Annotated in this window: 17 protein-coding genes; 11 read left to right on the plus strand and 6 right to left on the minus strand. The window is 50.8% G+C overall.

Annotated features, from left to right (window positions below):
* Positions 1 to 16: 16 nt before the first annotated feature.
* The 4 genes from ACEN8Q_RS07220 to ACEN8Q_RS07235 form a co-directional block, all read right to left on the minus strand.
* Complete coding sequence (locus tag ACEN8Q_RS07220; RefSeq protein WP_413704839.1) at positions 17 to 922, minus strand: glycine betaine ABC transporter substrate-binding protein; 906 nt, start codon at positions 920 to 922, stop codon at positions 17 to 19.
* Positions 923 to 1,069: 147 nt separating this feature from the next.
* Entirely contained in the window at positions 1,070 to 2,722 is a 1,653-nt protein-coding gene (locus ACEN8Q_RS07225) for an electron transfer flavoprotein-ubiquinone oxidoreductase (protein WP_413704840.1), read from the minus strand.
* Positions 2,723 to 2,786: 64 nt separating this feature from the next.
* Positions 2,787 to 3,722, minus strand: a complete 936-nt coding sequence (locus tag ACEN8Q_RS07230; RefSeq protein ID WP_413704841.1) for an electron transfer flavoprotein subunit alpha/FixB family protein — start codon at positions 3,720 to 3,722, stop codon at positions 2,787 to 2,789.
* On the minus strand, positions 3,722 to 4,471 hold the full coding sequence (locus ACEN8Q_RS07235) for an electron transfer flavoprotein subunit beta/FixA family protein (protein ID WP_413704842.1): 750 nt from the start codon (positions 4,469 to 4,471) through the stop codon (positions 3,722 to 3,724). Before ACEN8Q_RS07235 ends, ACEN8Q_RS07230 begins: the two co-directional genes overlap by 1 nt.
* A 200-nt stretch (positions 4,472 to 4,671) precedes the next feature.
* On the opposite strand from ACEN8Q_RS07235, the gene ACEN8Q_RS07240 reads away from it, so the two are divergent.
* The 3 genes from ACEN8Q_RS07240 to ACEN8Q_RS07250 are packed head-to-tail and all read left to right on the plus strand — an operon-like array spanning position 4,672 to position 8,334.
* Positions 4,672 to 6,708 (plus strand): FAD-dependent oxidoreductase, encoded by a 2,037-nt coding sequence (locus tag ACEN8Q_RS07240; protein WP_413704843.1) that lies wholly within the window; start codon positions 4,672 to 4,674, stop codon positions 6,706 to 6,708.
* Between the two features lie 60 nt (positions 6,709 to 6,768).
* Positions 6,769 to 7,893: an S-(hydroxymethyl)glutathione dehydrogenase/class III alcohol dehydrogenase gene (locus ACEN8Q_RS07245; RefSeq protein WP_413704844.1), complete on the plus strand. Its 1,125-nt coding sequence runs from the start codon at positions 6,769 to 6,771 to the stop codon at positions 7,891 to 7,893.
* Between the two features lie 57 nt (positions 7,894 to 7,950).
* Positions 7,951 to 8,334, plus strand: coding sequence for a VOC family protein (locus ACEN8Q_RS07250; protein WP_413704845.1), 384 nt, complete (start codon positions 7,951 to 7,953; stop codon positions 8,332 to 8,334).
* Between the two features lie 43 nt (positions 8,335 to 8,377).
* On the opposite strand, the gene ACEN8Q_RS07255 is transcribed toward ACEN8Q_RS07250, so the two are convergent.
* Together ACEN8Q_RS07255 and ACEN8Q_RS07260 are read right to left on the minus strand one after the other, a co-directional pair.
* Positions 8,378 to 9,163: a pyrroline-5-carboxylate reductase family protein gene (locus ACEN8Q_RS07255; RefSeq protein WP_413704846.1), complete on the minus strand. Its 786-nt coding sequence runs from the start codon at positions 9,161 to 9,163 to the stop codon at positions 8,378 to 8,380.
* A complete protein-coding gene (locus tag ACEN8Q_RS07260) occupies positions 9,153 to 9,860 on the minus strand; it encodes a TetR/AcrR family transcriptional regulator (RefSeq protein WP_413704847.1) in 708 nt (235 codons plus the stop codon). The genes ACEN8Q_RS07255 and ACEN8Q_RS07260 overlap by 11 nt, the downstream gene beginning before the upstream one ends.
* A gap of 113 nt (positions 9,861 to 9,973) precedes the next feature.
* On the opposite strand from ACEN8Q_RS07260, the gene ACEN8Q_RS07265 reads away from it, so the two are divergent.
* The 8 genes from ACEN8Q_RS07265 (at position 9,974) to ACEN8Q_RS07300 (ending at position 19,004) form a co-directional block, all read left to right on the plus strand.
* A complete protein-coding gene (locus ACEN8Q_RS07265) occupies positions 9,974 to 10,885 on the plus strand; it encodes a LysR substrate-binding domain-containing protein (RefSeq protein WP_413704848.1) in 912 nt (303 codons plus the stop codon).
* A gap of 103 nt (positions 10,886 to 10,988) precedes the next feature.
* Complete coding sequence (locus tag ACEN8Q_RS07270) at positions 10,989 to 11,315, plus strand: hypothetical protein (RefSeq protein WP_413704849.1); 327 nt, start codon at positions 10,989 to 10,991, stop codon at positions 11,313 to 11,315.
* 137 nt (positions 11,316 to 11,452) lie between these two features.
* On the plus strand, positions 11,453 to 12,799 hold the full coding sequence (gene dddP / locus ACEN8Q_RS07275) for a dimethylsulfonioproprionate lyase DddP (RefSeq protein ID WP_413704850.1): 1,347 nt from the start codon (positions 11,453 to 11,455) through the stop codon (positions 12,797 to 12,799).
* 573 nt (positions 12,800 to 13,372) lie between these two features.
* Positions 13,373 to 14,221 (plus strand): choline ABC transporter permease subunit, encoded by an 849-nt coding sequence (gene choW, locus ACEN8Q_RS07280; RefSeq protein WP_413704851.1) that lies wholly within the window; start codon positions 13,373 to 13,375, stop codon positions 14,219 to 14,221.
* Positions 14,218 to 15,441, plus strand: a complete 1,224-nt coding sequence (gene choV, locus ACEN8Q_RS07285) for a choline ABC transporter ATP-binding protein (RefSeq protein WP_413704852.1) — start codon at positions 14,218 to 14,220, stop codon at positions 15,439 to 15,441. The genes choW and choV overlap by 4 nt, the downstream gene beginning before the upstream one ends.
* A gap of 78 nt (positions 15,442 to 15,519) precedes the next feature.
* Entirely contained in the window at positions 15,520 to 16,464 is a 945-nt protein-coding gene (locus ACEN8Q_RS07290; protein ID WP_413704853.1) for a LysR substrate-binding domain-containing protein, read from the plus strand.
* Positions 16,465 to 16,601: 137 nt separating this feature from the next.
* Positions 16,602 to 17,858, plus strand: coding sequence for an aromatic ring-hydroxylating oxygenase subunit alpha (locus ACEN8Q_RS07295; RefSeq protein ID WP_413705475.1), 1,257 nt, complete (start codon positions 16,602 to 16,604; stop codon positions 17,856 to 17,858).
* 9 nt (positions 17,859 to 17,867) lie between these two features.
* The gene (locus tag ACEN8Q_RS07300) at positions 17,868 to 19,004 is read left to right on the plus strand and encodes an FAD-binding oxidoreductase (protein ID WP_413705476.1); all 1,137 of its coding nucleotides are present in this window, start codon (positions 17,868 to 17,870) and stop codon (positions 19,002 to 19,004) included.
* Positions 19,005 to 19,083: the final 79 nt, after the last annotated feature.

Here is a 19,083-nt window from a genome sequence, read left to right on the forward strand (position 1 = left end):
CGAACAGCTTAAGCTATTACTGACCCGCTGTTGTGGATGCAGTATTGGCGCCAAACATTGCCACAAAGTGAGGTTTGTTGGCTGCGTAGTATTCTGCAACTACCTTGTCTGCCGAGCTATCACGCGCAGAAGCCATCAGTTTCTCAAGGTCAGATTGAGGAATTTTGAAGTTGGCGAAGAATAGAGCAACGTCGGGATGCTCAGCGCTAAAACCCTTGCGAGCAACCGCGTGGATTTGCTCAGCGCCACCGAAAATTTGCTTCGGATCATCCAAATAGCGAAGCGACCACTTGGAAAACATCCAGTGTGGGCTCCATGCGTTAATCAAAGACCATTTGTCACGCTTCAGGTTGCGATCCAACTCGCTCAACATTCCAGACTCTGAAGATGCGACCATCTTATAGCCATCTAGCTTGTATTCTTTAATGGCCTTTTCCGTAAGCTTATATTGGCCGTTACCCACTTCGGAAGTCAGAATTTTGCCGCCGAGTTTTTCCCTCACATCTGGTTTATTAAGATCTTCGACACTGGCGATCTCACTGGTAGGGATGGAAGTAGGCACCGCCATGCCGATCCGACCTTCATACAGCACACCTAGGTCTTCAAGTTTGTCTTTGTATTTATCATAGAAGGACTTGTGAGTGCTCGGCAGCCAGACCATCGGGATCAGGTCGATATTGCCATTAGCCAACGCCTGGAACTGAATACCAATATCGGCCAAAACCAATTTTACCGGTTGCTTCAGGTGGTCTCGCAGTGCTGTGTCTGCCAGCTTTACAGCGATTTCCGTATCCGACCAATTTACCCACCCAATACGGATAGGCGCGGGTTCTTCGGCTTGAGCAATTAAACTGCAGGAGGCCATCGCCAAACCTGCAAGCCAACCGACAAAAGGTTTACTGGAAAACGAACGACTAATCATGGTGCATCTCCGCGTACTGTATTAATGGTTATTGGCAGGGCAGCAGAAGAATCAACCTTCCTCAACATGAGAGCAAACTACCATTACTATCACAAGGGAATTAATATTATACATGCATGAGTTTTAGTTATGTGAAAAATAGCATTTTCACATATTCGGATAATTCGGCCCTCCCCCGCCCTCTGGCGGAACCCACGTAATATTTTGAGTCGGATCCTTAATATCGCAAGTTTTACAATGGATACAGTTTTGCGCATTAATCTGCAATGTCTTGCCGCCCCCTTCGGCCCCTATAATTTCATACACTCCGGCGGGACAGTACCGTTGTGCGGGCTCATCATAAATTGGTAAATTTATCGATATAGGGACACTGGCAACAGCCAACTTCAGATGAGGCGGCTGATTTTCCTCATGATATGTATTAGATAGAAATACCGATGACAAGCGGTCGAAACTTATCACGCCATCAGGTTTAGGATACAACCGTGATGGAGAATCGGTAACAGGTTTCATTTTCTCATGGTCACGAACTTTATCTCGCAGCGTAAATGGCAAACGCCCTTTGAACATATTCTGATCAATGAAATTGAAAGCCCCTCCGAGCACCGATCCGAATTTGTGCATAGCTGGGCCAAAATTTCTACTTCGCTCCAGCTCTTCTCCGAGCCAACTACTGGAAAACAGCGAGTCGTAGTTATTTAGCGGTTGTTCAGACGTAGGATCTGAATCCACTGCTTTGAATATCGCTTGCGCGGCTAGGATCCCGGACTTCATTGCAGAATGAGTGCCTTTGATTTTGGCAAAATTGAGCGTGCCGGCATCGCACCCCACTAACACCCCTCCAGGAAATGCCATTTTAGGGAGTGAGTTGTGCCCGCCTTTGGCTATTGCCCGTGCGCCGTAACTGACTCTTTTCCCATCCTTGAGGTAACGCTGGATGATGGGATGATGCTTGTAACGTTGAAATTCCTCGAAGGGAGATAGATGTGGATTCTCGTAGCAAAGATCTACAATCAGCCCAACAACAACCTGATTATTTGCTGTGTGATACAGGAATGAGCCTCCTGGGTTGTTGTCGTCCAATGGCCATCCTGTCGCGTGCACAACCAGGCCTTCTTCATGGATCGAGGGATCCACATCCCATATCTCCTTGAGACCAATCGCATAATGCTGAGGATCGGAGTCCTTATCTAAGGCGAAATGCTCGATCGCGCGCTTGCCCAGATGACCACGACATCCCTCCGCCAGTACCGTGTAACGCGCACGTAGCTCCATACCTGGCGTGAAGTATCCTGCGCGCTCCTCACCGTTTCGACCTACACCCATGTCACCAGTAATGATTCCTTTGACAACGCCTTGTTCCAGGATCAAATCGCTGGCCGCGAAGCCTGGATAGATTTCCACACCCAAAGCCTCAGCTTGCTCCCCAAGCCACCGGCATAAGTTGCCTAACGAGATGATGTAGTTGCCTTCATTATGGAGCGTCTTAGGTGCCATCCAACCAGGGACTTTTCGAGAGCTTTCTGGCCCAGAGAGCCAGTAGATATCATCCCGAAGAACTTTGGTGTGTACGGGCGCTCCTTTAGCCTCCCAATCAGGGAATAGCTCGTCGAGTGCTCGGGTCTCGAATATTGCGCCCGACAGAATATGGGCTCCGATCTCCGAGCCTTTCTCGACTACGCACACGCTAAGGTCACGACTGGATGCGGCGGCCAGTTGTTTGAGATGGCAAGCAGTTGCCAGACCTGCCGGCCCACCACCCACAATCACTACATCGAACTCCATTTGGTCGCGCTGCACGGGATCACCTAGCTATCATCAGGCTGTTAAAATAAGTATTGATGCTCGTCACGCCAGGCGCCATTCACAGCGCTTTTTCGAGCGCCGGCAATGCCTCAAAGAGATCCGCAACCAACATGTAGTCTGCCACTTGGGCGATTGGGGCCTCTGCGTCCTGGTTAATCGCAACGATTACCTTTGAACCACTCATACCTGCTAAGTGTTGAATGGCTCCGCTTATGCCAACGGCGATATACAACTCCGGCGCGACGATTTTCCCCGTCTGTCCGACTTGGAGGTCGTTGGGTGCAAACCCAGAATCCACTGCTGCACGCGATGCACCTACGGCACCGCCAAGCTTGTCTGCTACACGCTCAACCAATGCAAAATTTTCTTTGCTTTGCATTCCGCGTCCACCAGAAACCACTACACGAGCGCTCGATAATTCAGGCCTTTCGCTAATCGTTAGCTTTTCGCCTACAAAGCGAACATTCGTAGCGATTTTTCCGCCATCGACAGCGGTGACATCACCACGATTCTGCTGTGACGTTGCCTGAGCGAAAGCCGATGAGCGAATAGTGAGTAATTTAACGGGGTCAAGCGATTGAAATGTGGCGATAGCATTGCCTGCATAAATGGGTCGCTGGAAGGTATCCACGGATACAATTTTGCTGACATCCGAAAGCATTCCTACATCCAAGCTCGCCGCGACCCGTGGCAATACACTACGGCCCAAGCTGCTTGCATCAGCAAGTACGTGCGTATAACCCTCAGCCACCACTGAGGAAATCAGTGGCTGAACATTTTCAGGCAATATCTTCTCGAACATTGCCCCCTGGGCTAGCAGTGTCCGATGCACTCCTTGGATAAACGCAGCTTGTTCCGCCACTGCGACAGCGCCCTGCCCGCCAATAACAAGCAGATCAGTTTCTAGGCCCAACTCCACAGCAGCAGTGATCGCACTTAATGTACCTGCCGTAAGCTGTCCGGCTGCGTGCTCGGCTATAACCAGTGTGCGCATCAAATCACCCCCGAAACGTTTTTCAGTTTTTCCACGAGTTCGGATACGGAGCCGACTTTGATGCCTGCTTTACGAACTGGTGGCGGTGCAACCTCTACCAATCGAGTGTGCTCTTTCACACTTGCATCCAGGCTGTCAGCGGCAAGAATCTCAAGCGGCTTCTTCTTGGCTTTCATAATGTTCGGCAATGATGCGTAGCGCGGTTCGTTAAGACGTAAATCGCAGGTAACGACTGCTGGCACTGAAAGCTCCACAGTCTGGCTGCCACCATCGACCTCCCGTTCGACTAACCAGTTGCCATCGGCATAGCTGATCGCAGAGGCAAAGGTGGCCTGACCACTACCAATCAGCTGCGCAACCATTTGCCCGGTCTGATTGTTCTCCTGGTCAATGGCCTGCTTTCCAAAAAGGATCAGTTGCGGTTTCTCTTGATCGATAACCTTGCTCAGGTACTTGGCAACATTTAGCGGCTCAAGAAGCGTGCTCGTCTCGACTAGGAGAGCTCGATCTGCACCAAGTGCCAATGCCGTACGCAGCTGCTCTTGAGCAGCAGAAGTACCCACGGAAACCACCACCACCTCTGACACAACTCCTTTTTCCTTGAGGCGAATCGCCTCCTCCACTGCGATTTCACAGAACGGATTCAAGGACATCTTTACGCCGTTCAGATCTACGTCCGAACCATCAGTTTTCACGCGAACCTTCACGTTCGGGTCGATGGCGCGTTTTACAGCTACGAGCACTTTCATAGTCCTCCCGGGTACTCCTGGATCAATGCATAACTGACGCGAACCAGCCAAACCATTCGCTGTTTCGTCTGGATGTTATCCCTGCTTTTTTGGTCACGCAAGAAAAATGTACACCTGTGTCCTACTCGTTGACACACGTGAACATTCGACATACCGTTGTGTCAAACCAAGCCTGATGTTCTGTTCCAGGAGCGCAACACATGTCCAGCGATCCCTTGCTGCAACCCTATAAGATCAAAAACCTGACACTACGTAATCGCATCATGACCACCTCGCACGAACCGGCATATCCGGTCGACGGCATGCCCAAAGAGCTGTATCGGGCCTACCACGTCGAACGCGCCAAGGCTGGTGTGGCATTGACCATGACCGCCGGTTCCGCCTCGGTATCGCGCGATAGTCCGCCGGTGTTCAACAACGTGTTGGCTTACAAGGACGAAGTGGTTGGATGGATGAAGGATCTGACCGACGAGTGTCATGAACACGGCGCTGCCGTGATGATTCAGCTGACTCACTTGGGCCGCCGTACCCGTTGGGATAAAGCCGACTGGCTGCCAGTGGTATCGCCATCTCACCGCCGCGAAGCATCGCACCGGGCCTTCCCTAAGAAGATGGAAGAATGGGACGTCGAGCGCATCATCAAAGATTACGTTGATGCCGCCGAGCGCATGAAAGCTGCGGGCCTCGATGGTTTGGAACTTCAGGCCTACGGACATTTGATGGATCAGTTCTGGTCACCGTTGACCAACGAACTGGAAGGCCCATACGGCGGCTCCCTGGAAAATCGTTTACGTTTTACGTTCGATATCTTGAGAGGCATCCGCAAGCAATGCGGTGAGGATTTCCTTCTAGGAGTGCGGTACACGGGAGACGAAGATCTGCCCGGGGGATTCGGGGCGCAGGAAGGCATTGCTATTTCGCACATGCTCAAAGATAGCGGCTTGGTTGACTTTCTTAACGTGGTGCGCGGGCACATCGACACCGATGCAGGCCTGACTGACGTGATCCCAATTCAAGGGATGCGCAACTCACCCCATTTGGATTTCGCTGGCGAAATTCGCGCAGCGACAGGTTTCCCAACGTTCCATGCGGCTAAGATTCCCGACGTCGCAACCGCGCGCCACGCCATCGCCTCCGGCAAGATCGACATGGTCGGTATGACTCGTGCTCACATGACCGATCCGCACATTGTGCGCAAGATCATAGAAAAACGTGAGGAAGAGATCCGTCCGTGCGTAGGGGCAAACTACTGTCTGGATCGCATATATCAGGGTGGTGCCGCTTATTGCATCCATAACGCTGCGACTGGGCGTGAAACCACCATGCCCCACGAAATACCTAAAGCGCTAACCAAACGTAAGGTGGTAGTGATCGGAACCGGCCCGGCGGGCCTGGAGGCGGCACGCGTCGCCGGTGAGCGCGGCCACGACGTAACAGTGTTCGAAGCTGCTGACCAACCTGGCGGGCAGATCCGGTTGACGTCTCTTAGTGAGCGTCGGCGTGAAATGATCAGCATCATCGATTGGCGCATGGTGCAATGCGAACGCCTAGGTGTGAAGTTCAATTTCAACACTTGGGCTGAGGCTGAAACGGTACTGGCTGAAGATCCGGATGTTGTGATTGTTGCCACTGGTGGCTTGCCGCACACCGAGGTGCTCAAACAGGGCAATGAACTGGTGGTATCGACTTGGGACATCATCTCTGGCGACGTCAAGCCTGGAAAGAATGTGCTGATCTTTGATGACGCTGGCGACCACGCGGCATTGCAGGCTGCAGAAGTCATCGCCAACAGTGGAGCCAAGGTCGAGATCGTTACACCTGATCGGTCGTTTTCGCCGGAGGTGATGGCGATGAACCTGGTTCCTTACATGCGCAGCCTGCAAGACCTGGACGTTACCTTTACTGTCACCTATCGAGTGGAGTCCGTAGAAAAGCGCGACGGTAAGTTGATTGCCAACTTCGGTAGTGATTACGGCGCTGTACACAAGCAGAGAACGGTTGATCAGGTCGTTATCAACCACGGCACCATTCCTTTGGACGATTTGTACTTCGACCTGCGACCCCATTCGAGCAATGGCGGTGCGGTTGAGCAGCACAACCTTATCGCTGGAAAAGTCCAAAATATTGTTACTAACCCTGAAGGCCGTTTTCAGCTATTCCGAATCGGGGATGCCGTCTCAGCGCGTAACACTCATGCCGCCATCTACGATGCTTTGCGTCTACTGAAAGATATCTAAAACCATGCCCCTGAACTCATAGCTCAGGGGCATTTTTCACACTTAGTATGAGGCTCTTTCATGTCAGCACAGACCTTGAAGTCAAGGGCTGCTGTCGCGTTCGCCCCCAATGAACCGTTGCAGTTAGTCACCATCGATGTAGCCCCACCTAAGGCTGGGGAAGTACGAGTTCGTATTGTCGCCACTGGCGTCTGCCATACAGATGCTTTCACACTTTCGGGAAGCGATCCTGAGGGTATTTTCCCCAGCGTGTTGGGGCACGAAGGTGGTGGTGTAGTAGAAGCAATTGGCGAGGGCGTGACCTCCCTGCAAGTCGGAGATCATGTGATTCCGCTCTATACCGCGGAATGCCGGCAATGCAAGTTCTGCCTTTCCGGAAAGACCAATCTTTGCCAAGCAGTTAGGGCAACCCAGGGTAAAGGTTTGATGCCGGACGGCACCTCACGCTTTTCCTATGAAGGCAAACCGCTTTTCCACTACATGGGTTGCTCGACCTTCTCCGAATACACCGTACTGCCTGAAATTTCTCTGGCGAAGATTCCAAAGGATGCGCCTCTGGATCAGGTTTGCCTGCTCGGTTGCGGAGTGACCACCGGTATTGGTGCCGTACTCAATACCGCCAAGGTAGAAGCTGGTGCTAGCGTCGCAATCTTTGGGCTAGGGGGTATTGGTCTGGCCGCCATCATTGGCGCAAAGATGGCCAACGCAGGCCGCATTATCGCAGTCGATATCAATCCCGCTAAACGCGAGGTTGCAATGTCGTTGGGCGCGACGGACTTCATAAATCCAAAAGAGCATGACAAACCAATTCAGGAAGTCATCGTCGATCTCACTGAGGGCGGCGTGGATTACTCCTTCGAGTGCGTCGGCAACGTGCAGCTGATGCGTGCGGCACTGGAGTGCTGCCACAAGGGTTGGGGGGAATCAATCATCATTGGCGTTGCCGGCGCGGGACAAGAAATCAGCACTCGCCCTTTCCAACTGGTCACGGGCCGTGTGTGGCGCGGCAGCGCTTTTGGCGGCGTGAAGGGCCGCACTGAACTTCCTAGCTATGTCGATAAAGCCAGCCGCGGAGAGATCCCACTGGAAACATTTATCACCCACAACATGCCTCTGGAAGAAATCAACGACGCGTTCGATCTGATGCACTCCGGGCAAAGTATTCGCACCGTCATCCATTTCTGAGATCCATCAGCTCTCAGACCTGAGCAAACAATCACCACCAACAGAAAGGAAACAACGATGTCCGTTTTTACTCATGTAACCGTCGGCACCAATGATTTGCAAAAAGCACGTGCGTTCTATGACGTTGTTTTGAAGGAGATCGGCCTCAATCGCGTAGCGGATCTCGGCGAAGCCGGATCCATCTGGGGCGTCGATAAGCCTTCGTTCTTTGTACTTAAACCTGCTAACGGCAATCCGGCCACTGTCGGCAACGGTGTCACCGTTAGCTTCGAAGCGCCTAACCGAGCTGCAGTTCAAGCTTTCCACGAAGTAGCGCTGGCGAATGGCGGCGTTTGTGAAGGCCAACCAGGCCCTCGTGGCTGGGCAGAAAATGCCTATGCTGCTTACGCTCGTGATGCGGATGGAAACAAACTGGCCGTTTACTGCTTTAAAGCGGTGTAAATAGGCTCACCGAAGCCCTCTTAAGGGAGGGGGCTTCGGTCTATTAAGATTGAAGCCCTTTCCGAGCAACAGAAGCTCCCTTTTGCAGAGCTCTACCAATCTGCTCCTCAAAATGACCAAGAGTCATCGACTGCAAAGCGGCTGCCGTCACACCCCGGTATCCAACCAAGGCATCAATCATTTCCTGAGCGTCGCGCGTGGCCAGAAGCTGGCTGCTATGAACAACAACATTTTTTGCGGCAAGTTGCGCTATATCAGAAGGTATGCCGGCAATAATCGCCTGGTGCGCAAGTGCGGTCATCAGTAAAGCGGGAAAGGCAGGGCCGGTGCCGGAGAGCGCCGATAGATAATCAATGAAGCCCTCTTCCTGAACCTCAGCAGCTGTGCCCACACACTCGAACAAACGCTGCACGAGGCTCTTCAGGGTCGCATCAAGCTCCCCAAAACAATACCAAGGCGTAAAAGACTGTTCGATTTCTACCGCGGCGTTTGGCATCGCCCGTACGACAGCCGAAGCCGAGGTCTGCGCAACAATAGTCTGTGCCGGAATCCCGGCCATCAGGGATACGATTGTTTTGCCAGTAGCATTGATATTGAGGCTGGCGAAGTGCTCAGGTCGAACCGCAATTATCACCAGATCGCTGCGATCCACTAATTCCTGGTTATCCGTGACCAGGCAAGCGCCATGTTGTGCCAAGGGATGGTCACCTGATCGGTTCGAAATGACCAAATTCTCAGCTGGTAACAATGCATTCGCCAACACCGCCTTTGCGATCGATCCACCTAACCAACCCGTTCCGCCAATGATACCTATCGTTTCACTGATCATTGGCAGCCGCCTCCTCGAAGGTGTCCGTCAAAGGGACGAAAGTCCCAGGTTCCGTTTCGGCATAACCGAACTTCCCGTAGAAACGATCCAGCTCACGCTGCTTAGGCACCTTCCCGGTAAAAATACTGACGTAATGAGGGATGCGTGCGAAACGCACGGTGATCAACTCACTCGTGTTCATAGTGATGTAGCCGATTTGAGTAAGATAAATCGTTCGGGCCCGCGCATCAGCGCCATTGCTGTCGTAGCCGAAGCGCTTGAACATGCTGGCTAGAGCACTCATTCGTTGCTCGTCAACGATAGAGACCTCTGCAGCAACCTCATTTGACTGAAGCGCCCAGCTACGGATTGCGAACTCGAATTGCGAGTCGAATAGTTGTGGATTGAGCCAGCATTCAAAGACATTAAGGATCGCCTCGGAAATACTCTCCGCATAGCTTTCGCATTGTCGAATCAACCCACCAGTATTGGTTTCGCGCCAACGTGAAAGTAAGGCAGCAAGCAACTGCTCCCGATCTTCGAAGAACCAGTAGAAACTGGTTCGTGATAGACCAAGACGCTTGGCTAGCGGCATAACCCGAACGGCATCGATGCCCGACTCCTTTAAAACGTCGTAAGCGGCTTCTAGCCACCCCTCAGGCGACCCGCGCCATCCTGTATCCTGAGCCTTATTACGCCCCTTCCCGATCTGGGACATGTCGTTTCACCTTCTTCAATTTTTTGTAGTTTTACTGTACTCTCATGTCCTATAAATGTACACCTGAGTACATTTGGTTGACTTCCCGCCTCGGCGCCTTGAGATCAAGCATCATGAAAATCCAGCCGTTGCCACCTCTCAATAGCTTGGTCGTTTTCGAGGCTGTAGCTCGCCATTTGAGCTTCACTGGCGCCGCAAAAGAACTGAACGTAACCCAGGGGGCCATTAGCCGGCAGATAAGGCTGCTAGAGGATTACCTTGGCGAAAGCTTGTTCGAAAGAAGTACCCGTGAAGTCAGCCTGAATCCAGTGGGTCGGCGGTATTACGGGACTGTACATTTGATGCTGCAGGAGATTGCTAAAGGCACCGAAGAAATTCGACGCTGGCAATCTGGGCGTCAAATCACAGTCATGACCAGTTCAGCCATGGCCTCATTCTGGCTGCTTCCAAAGGTTGCAGATTTTCAACGTATGAACGAAGACGTCGACCTTCGAATCGTGGCCTATGATCGCGTCAAGGACTATTCTCGCCTCGATTGCGATATTGCACTGTATTACTGCCGCACCGCGCCGTCGGATATGATCGTTACACCATTGTTTTCAGAAGAGGTCTTTCCAGTTTGCAGCAGAGACTACCTGGAAAGACACCCTCAAATACGGAACATTGATCAACTCGATACTGCGACATGGCTATGGTTGGATGATCCTCAAACCGACTGGATCGGTTGGCCAGAATGGTTTGACCGATTGGGCTATGAAACTCGAGCACCGCGGCACCGAGTGAACATCAATAACTATTCGATGCTGATTCAATCGGCTCTGATAGGACAGGGTATAGCCTTAGCGTGGTCGCATCTGGTTGGAGATCATCTAGAAACTGGTGCCTTGGTCAAACCGGTCGACAATGTTCTGCAAACGGATGCAAAGTTTTGTCTTTTGGAACACCCCGGACGGGACGGCAATCAGTACGTTGTCAGACGGTTTCGGGAGTGGCTCATGGAACAAGCAAAGGCAATTAATGAATAAATCTCATATAGTAATGAGATAAAATGACTTGCTAGAAAAGCATAAGCTATATAAATACTTTCCTTGAGGTGGAAATAAGCAACTTAAAAAGTGGATCACCATCATGGAACATAAGTCCGACGTCCTTTCGCAAGGATTTCACCACCCTGAAGAGAACGGGATAATTTTCACGTTAAATCCTTATTATCGCCAGCGCCAGGTGCAGATTTCCTTGCGCCCGGACTATTGGCCCACAACCACTCTCAAAAACAAGCAACATAACCACATTCCAACCACAAGCGATTGCATTGACTCGCCCAGCGCTATCGTAGCGGCAACAGTGCCTGCTTTGCATCAGAATGAGAAAAACACTCCCCCATTACCATTAACACCATTAGAAAACACACCGTCATATTGTAATAGCTTTGCGCATGCACGCAGCACCTTCTAAGTCACACTAACGCCAAGACTCAAACAGCGGCATGTTTCTTACGCCGATAATTTATAGAGTCCACTACAAACAAGCGACCAATCAAACTTCCAACGAGTAGAGCTCGGCTGTTCGCCATAATAAAAAGGACTACATTAATGATAATTTCACCTTATTCGATCCCTTCCAACACACGGCGCATTGACCCCGCCAGGCGGCGAGCTTCCCAGCTAAAGGCCGATGGATCCATCGAGGACAATGACCGCGTAGAGATAGGCCCCACGCCCCTAGCTTTCGCTGAATGGGCGCAAATAGGATTACAGCCGCCACACCTACCCTCCATGCGCGAATATCGTCTGCAGCGCATTTGCGCACAACTGATCTCTCGCGATTTGGCCGGCATTCTTCTATTCGACCCACTGAATATTCGCTACGCCACTGACTCTACAAATATGCAGCTATGGACTTCCCACAATCCGGCGAGGGCGTGTTTCATTGCAGCCAGCGGATACATGGTGCTGTGGGATTTCCATGGTTGTGATCACCTATCTGCGCATTTACCGCTGGTCAGCGAACTACGCAGCGGTGCGTCTTTCTTTTATTTCGAAACCGGTGAGCGCACGGATGAGCACGCTCGACATTTCGCTGCCCAGGTTGATGATCTCTTGCGCCAACATGCCGGAACCAATCGTCGCCTTGCGATTGACCGCATCGAAGTCGCGGGAGTCCGTGCTCTCGATGCCCTGGATGTAAATATCTGCAGCGGCCAGGAGATCACTGAATTGGCCCGAGTGATCAAAGGCCCCGAAGAGATCAAGGCTATGCGCTGCGCAGTGGCATCGTGCGAGGCGTCCGTGGCCGAAATGCATCAAGCTCTGCGAGCCGGCGCCACTGAAAATGACATTTGGTCTGTTCTGCACTCTGGCAACATCCGCCGTGGCGGGGAATGGATCGAGACGCGCATTCTCAGCTCCGGCCCGCGCACCAACCCTTGGTATCAGGAGTCCGGCCCACGGGTATTGAGCGACGGCGACCTGTTATCGTTCGACACTGACCTGATCGGCACTTACGGGATGTGCGTAGACATGTCACGCAGTTGGATCTGCGGGGGCGTTGAGCCAACCGCCGAGCAGAAGCGCCTTTATCGAATTGCTCACGAGCATATCACCCGAAATACCGACCTTATCAAACCAGGCGTGCGCTTCACTGAGCTGACCGCCAAGGCTCATCGACTGCCCGAATCGTGCCGCGCCCAGCGTTACGGGGTAATGTTCCATGGCGTCGGATTGTGTGATGAGTACCCATGTATCCGCTACCCGGAAGACGTCAAATCTTATGGATACGAAGGCGAGCTGCAAGCAGGCATGGCTTTGTGTGTGGAGGCCTATATTGGTGAAGTGGGTGGGCGCGATGGAATCAAGCTGGAGAACCAGTTGCTAGTAACTGATGACGGCTATGAATTGCTAACGCGATACCCTTTCGATGACAGCTTCCTGCGTGATTGAACCTTTTTAAGCTAATGCAAGCTTCTCCTGTAATACGCAGCCTGAAACGGCTATGTGCAGGTTTCAAGAAGCCCAAATCAGTCAGCCGAGCCAGTTTATTACAAATTATCATAAGCTATTGAGATAAAATAGTTTGTCGGCTCGGCGATTTTATATAAATATCCACCTCAGGCAAGGACTCCCAACTACAACAAAAGCGAGCCGCCATAATGAACAAGATTAGACCTCTCCTGAAGTCGCTTAACATCCGGTCAAAGAATGCCGGGGCTATTAGCTTTGTTAAGCCTTCCACCTGTTATTCATCGACTGCCCAAACATTGATAACTGCTATCGCGAATTCATCGCGGGGCCGCCTCGTGCTGCCTGTTACCCAAGCAAATTAAAAATCAACCGTTTGAAAAGAGGCAGAAGATGATCATATCAAATCAAAGACTAATTACCGCCAAGTAGCTAGGCGTCCCATAGCGACAACTGAATTCTCGAACAAGCCGAGTAATAGGAGCGACTGTATTTTCCTAGCCCCCCGGACGATCGTGTTCGTGAGTCATTTCTTCCATTAAGCGGATTAGTGATATGTGGATTACACAAGAAAAGCTTCCTTTGGGTGAACACATCGCCCAGTTTGTCGATATGTTAACTCAGCATGGTGCAGGAGTATTTGACTTCATATCTTCGTCGCTGTCTGGAATCATAACTGCTTTCACTCAAGGCCTTCTATGGTTCAACCCCTTAGCCTTGATAGTTATTTTTGCTTCATTGGCTTATTACATCCAACGCAAGATCAGCCTCACAATCTTTGTTGCCGCCTCATTTTTATTGATATTTAATCTTGGCTATTGGCAAGAAACGATGGAGACTCTTGCTCAAGTTTCATTCGCCACTCTTGTATGCGTAATCATCGGTGTCCCTTTAGGCATCGTCGCGGCACATCGCCCCTGGTTCTATGCGGCCCTAAGACCGATACTCGATCTAATGCAAACTGTGCCCACCTTTGTTTATCTGATTCCAACCCTAACCCTTTTCGGTCTGGGGGTAGTTCCGGGATTGATTTCCACAGTGGTATTTGCCATTGCCGCACCAATACGTCTGACCTACCTGGGGATCTGTGATGTTCCAGAAGAGTTGATGGATGCTGGAAAGGCCTTTGGCTGCTCACGTCGCCAACTGTTGTCCCGTATTGAACTGCCTCACGCCATGCCTAGCATCGCTGCTGGCATCACTCAGTGCATCATGTTGTCACTGTCGATGGTGGTGATCGCTGCCCTGGTTGGTGCAGACGGCCTCGGCAAACCTGTAGTAAACGCGTTGAACACTGCCGACATAGCACTGGGCTTCGAAGCAGGCCTATCCATCGTGCTCTTAGCTATCACGCTCGATCGCATCTGCAAGCAACGAGTAACCATGAAAAGAGGTGACGTATGAGCATCATCCGTTTTGAAGATGTCGACGTCATCTTCTCCAATCGCCCGAAACACGCTCTTGAATTGCTGGATCAAGGCCTTTCGCGCCCTGAGATCCTTAAAAAAACAGGCCTGGTTGTGGGCGTGGAAAAGGCAAACCTGGAAATCAATAAAGGTGAAATCTGCGTGCTTATGGGCCTATCGGGCTCAGGAAAATCAAGTTTGTTGCGCTGTATTAACGGCCTCAACACCGTAAGCCGCGGCAAGCTGTTCGTCGAGCATGAAGGTTCGCAAATCAACATTGCGTCTTGCACCCCGGCAGAGCTGAAAATGATGCGCACCAAGCGTATCGCCATGGTGTTCCAAAAATTCGCCCTTATGCCTTGGCTCACAGTTCGCGAGAACATCAGCTTCGGCTTGGAAATGCAAAATCGCCCGGAGGCTGAACGACGTAAGCTGGTCGATGAAAAGCTTGAACTGGTGGGTTTGACACAATGGCGCAACAAGAGGCCGGATGAGCTATCGGGGGGTATGCAACAACGCGTAGGTCTAGCTCGCGCATTAGCGATGGATGCAGATATTCTGTTGATGGATGAGCCCTTCTCTGCCCTCGATCCGCTAATTCGACAAGGTCTTCAAGACGAGCTGCTTGATCTGCAACGCAAGCTGCATAAGACAATCGTGTTCGTTAGTCATGACCTGGACGAAGCACTTAAACTGGGCACGCGAATTGCCATCATGAAAGACGGCAAAATTATTCAATACAGCAAGCCCGAAGAGATTGTGCTAAATCCGGCCGATGACTACGTACGCAATTTCGTCGCTCATACCAATCCATTGAATGTGCTGTGTGCAAAGAGCTTGATGACCGAACTGGGCCAATGCGTTTTCGCTCGTGATGAATATTGCTTGGATACCACTCAAAACCTCTGGATGGTAGTAGGACTATCCCGTCGCTTAGAAAGTATTCGACGCGGTGCTATCGCTGTGGAGCCGCAAACATGGAATCCAACAAAAGGTATCGAGACCTTGCGTCGGCAAGTAACTTTGATATCGCCAGACACTAGCATGAGAGATGCACTTCAGATCCGCTACGAAACTGGACACCCACTGATTGTACAAGATGAGAGCCACGCTGTTCTTGGCGTCTTGGGTGATGGCGAACTGTATCGGGCATTACTCGGACATAACGTATCACCACCTGTTCCACTCGGAGCACTGGAAGAGTCCTCGGTTGCATAATTAGGCCAGCGATGCCGAAGTCGGCATCGCAACGCAAACTTACTGCTGCAAATTCGATATGAGCCCTGGAGCGTGCATATGCAACCCAGCGAAATAAATAAAACAGTTAAAGGCTATCGACGGCTAATACCTTCCATGAATGCTTTGCTTGAGTTCGAAGCGGTGGCAAGGCTCAGCAGCTTTACGTTGGCGGCTCAAGAATTGGGAGTGACGCAAGCGGCGGTGAGTAAACAAGTTAAGTTACTAGAGGACACCCTAGAGACGAAACTGTTTCATCGCCTTCATCGCGCGATCAAGTTGACTAGCGAGGGTTGTATCCTTCATTCGGCGGTAGCAGCATCTATCCATCGAATGGCATGCGTATACGACAAAATCGCTGAGGGAATTTATGACCAAGAACAAGAAATCGTTCTTGCATGCACTTCAGCATTCTCTCAGTTTAGAATTCTTCCAAGATTGAGCATGTTGCGTGCAATTGAACCTAAATTAAAATTGCGATTATTTACGCAGATGCTGACCCCGGACTTCCATCGCGATGACGTCGATTTAGTAATTCGGTATGGCAACGGGAAATGGGACGATGGAAACTCAATTTTTTTATTCGATGAGGAGGTATTCCCTGTCTGCTCACCCTGTTGGCTAGCAGCAAACCCAGCCCCGACATCGATAGTTGATTTTTCGCGCATGGAGCTCATTGACTCAGACGCAACTCTTGACGGTTGGCTAACCTGGAATAGCTGGTGCCGAGAGCTAGGAGATACGCGCCCCAAACTGACTAATATTCTTCGCTGCAGCTCTTATAACGATACGATTCAAGCTGCAACTTTAGGACATGGAATTGCATTAGGTTGGGGCCGAATGGTCTCACACCTTCTCAACAGTGGTGACCTTGTAAGAATAACCCCATACGCTGTTAAGCCAAAAGAGGCTTATTACATGGTAATTCCAAATGGTCGAGAACCAAAACCTTTGACGTATACGCTTATTGATTGGCTGCGAGAAGACAGCCAGCTAAAGCATTGAGATGTTGGCACGAATTCAATACCGCTTGTTCGCACTTCGCCAAGCAATGCGATCGCGAGCGGATTGAAAAAATGACGACCTACTTTGATACAGAATCTGCCGCCACTTATAGACTATTAGTTTGAGCGAGACCGATGATGACTATTACAGCTGTGAAAACGCATCGCGAACTTCTTGCCGATCGCACCCCAGGACATGGTATGCCGGGCGAATTGTTTGGTCGGCAGGATATTTTTGAGACCGACGTAGATATTTTTTTCACAAAACACTGGATCCTAGTCGGAGTTACATCCGACATTCCCGAGCCTGGTGACGTATCTACAATCGATATCGGAAAGTCTTCAATCCTCTTAGTGCGTGATGAAGACGAGCAAGTGCAGGCCTTTCGTAATGTATGCCGTCATCGCGGGGCTCGTTTGAAACAGGCAGGCAAATCGACGGTAGGCATGTTGGTTTGCCCGTATCATCAATGGACTTATGATTTAGATGGAAGCCTTAAACATGCGGCGCACATGGGACAGAACTTTGACCCTAAGTGCAAAAGCTTGATCCCGGTACATACAAAGGTTGTTGGCACACATGTTTTTGTATGTTTAGGCGAAGTGCCACCACAAGACATTTCATATCTTGATCAGATTATGACACCACGCTTTGCTCAATACGATATCTGCAATTCGAAAATTGCCCACGAATCGGAGATTATCGAGAACGGCAATTGGAAATTGGTAATGGAGAACAACCGCGAATGTTATCATTGCGCCGGCACTCATCCTGAACTGACCGCGTCTTTCTTACCTGAGGATTTCGGATTTTGCACGGATGGCCTCGGTGAAGACTCCCTTCAGGCGCTTAAGGAATATCATCTCCGCAATGACGAAACCAAAAAAAACTGGGAGAGTGAAGGCTATATCTGTGATGCAATCGAGCATTTGAGCGAAGATGCAGTAACTCAATTTCGCTCTCAGAGATTGGTAATTGCGGGAAATGGCGAATCTCAAACACTAGATACTCGTGTCGCTTGCTCACGTCTGTTTGGCAACCTCACGCGCCGTGATTTGGGTGATATGCACCTTTGGACGCATAACTCGTGGACACACATCATGAGTGACCATGCTGTAGTGTCATACATCATCCCGTTGGCTCCCGATAAAACATTGGTTCGTACTAAGTGGCTCGTACACGCAGACGCTATCGAGGGCGTCGACTATCAAGTTGATAACCTGACCGTGGTATGGGCCGCAACAAATATGCAAGATGCCAACTTGGTTGGAATCACCTATAGCGGTACTCAAGATCCTGGTTATACGCCTGGGCCATTCTCCGAGTTCACCGAATCCTATGTAGACCAGTTCTCTCGCTGGTATGCCGCGCGCTTGGCCGCGCATGGCGTGTGAGGCATGAACATGACTACTTATGAAAAGTTATCGCTGCCCGTTACCGCTGGTGCCGTTGAGCGTTTTACCGATGCAGAGACTTGGGGCACGTTTGGCTCACAGTGGAATAGCGGTGAACAGAAAACATTGCAATGTTGCGCGGTACGACAGGAAACGCATGACGTAAAGACGTTCATCTTTAGGTGCGCTGACTTCAGCGCGCTCAGTTTCGAGCCAGGTCAGTTCATAACCATTTCACCAATCATTGCGGAGCAGACCGTAGCTCGGTGTTACACCGTGTCGTCATCCCCTACCCGGCCTTTCGCGTTCTCCATTACGGTAAAACGCGTACCCGGTGGGGCTGTGTCAAACTGGCTGCATGACAATCTTAATCCCGGAGATACCCTACGAGCTTCTGGCCCCACGGGAAGTTTTACTCCCGTAGGCCACCCTGCAAAAAAATTGTTGTATCTGTCCGCTGGTTCTGGTGTAACACCTTTGATGTCAATGACCCGAGCTGTCTACGACATGGCAGCAAATCTCGACATTGTCTTCATACATAGTGCACGAACTCCTGTAGATATTATTTTCCATGAGGAATTGCTGAACATGCAAGCCAGCATGCCTGGTTTACGAGTCATCAGCATTTGCGAAGGACACGGTGATACCACGGGATGGCAGCAACCGATCGGAAGACTAAATTTACCACTGTTACATCAACAGGTTCCCGACTTTAAGGAACGAGAAATTTTCACATGTGGCCCGCAAGGTTACATGGATGCGGTGAAGTCACTGCTTAAGGAAGGAGAATTTGATTTCGAGCATTATCATCAGGAAAGCTTCGATATTTCGGTATTGAATGAAGAACCACTGATCGAGCAAATACCTTCGCTAGATCAGCAGGACGTATTTACTGTGACGCTAGCGCGCTCGGGAAAGACTTTCAGCATGTCGGGTAGTCAGACGGTGCTTGCTGCTGCGAAAAAAGCTGGTGCAATCGTGCCCTCTTCCTGCAGCCAAGGAGTTTGCGGAACATGCAAAACAGCTCTTTTAAAAGGTACAGTTGAGATGAATCATAACGGGGGAATTAGGCAGCGTGAAATAGACAAGGGCCTTCGCTTGCTCTGTTGTAGCAAACCAACTTCAGATTTGGTGGTTGATCTATAAAAGCTTTGAGGTCGTGGGGAGAACCGCCATCTCCCCGCACTTTATTATCCGCGACGACTTCCAGATGCCTTTACACACC

This window comes from Pseudomonas sp. Pseusp16 (genome assembly GCF_047324915.1).
Classification (GTDB): domain Bacteria; phylum Pseudomonadota; class Gammaproteobacteria; order Pseudomonadales; family Pseudomonadaceae; genus Aquipseudomonas; species Aquipseudomonas fluorescens_CD.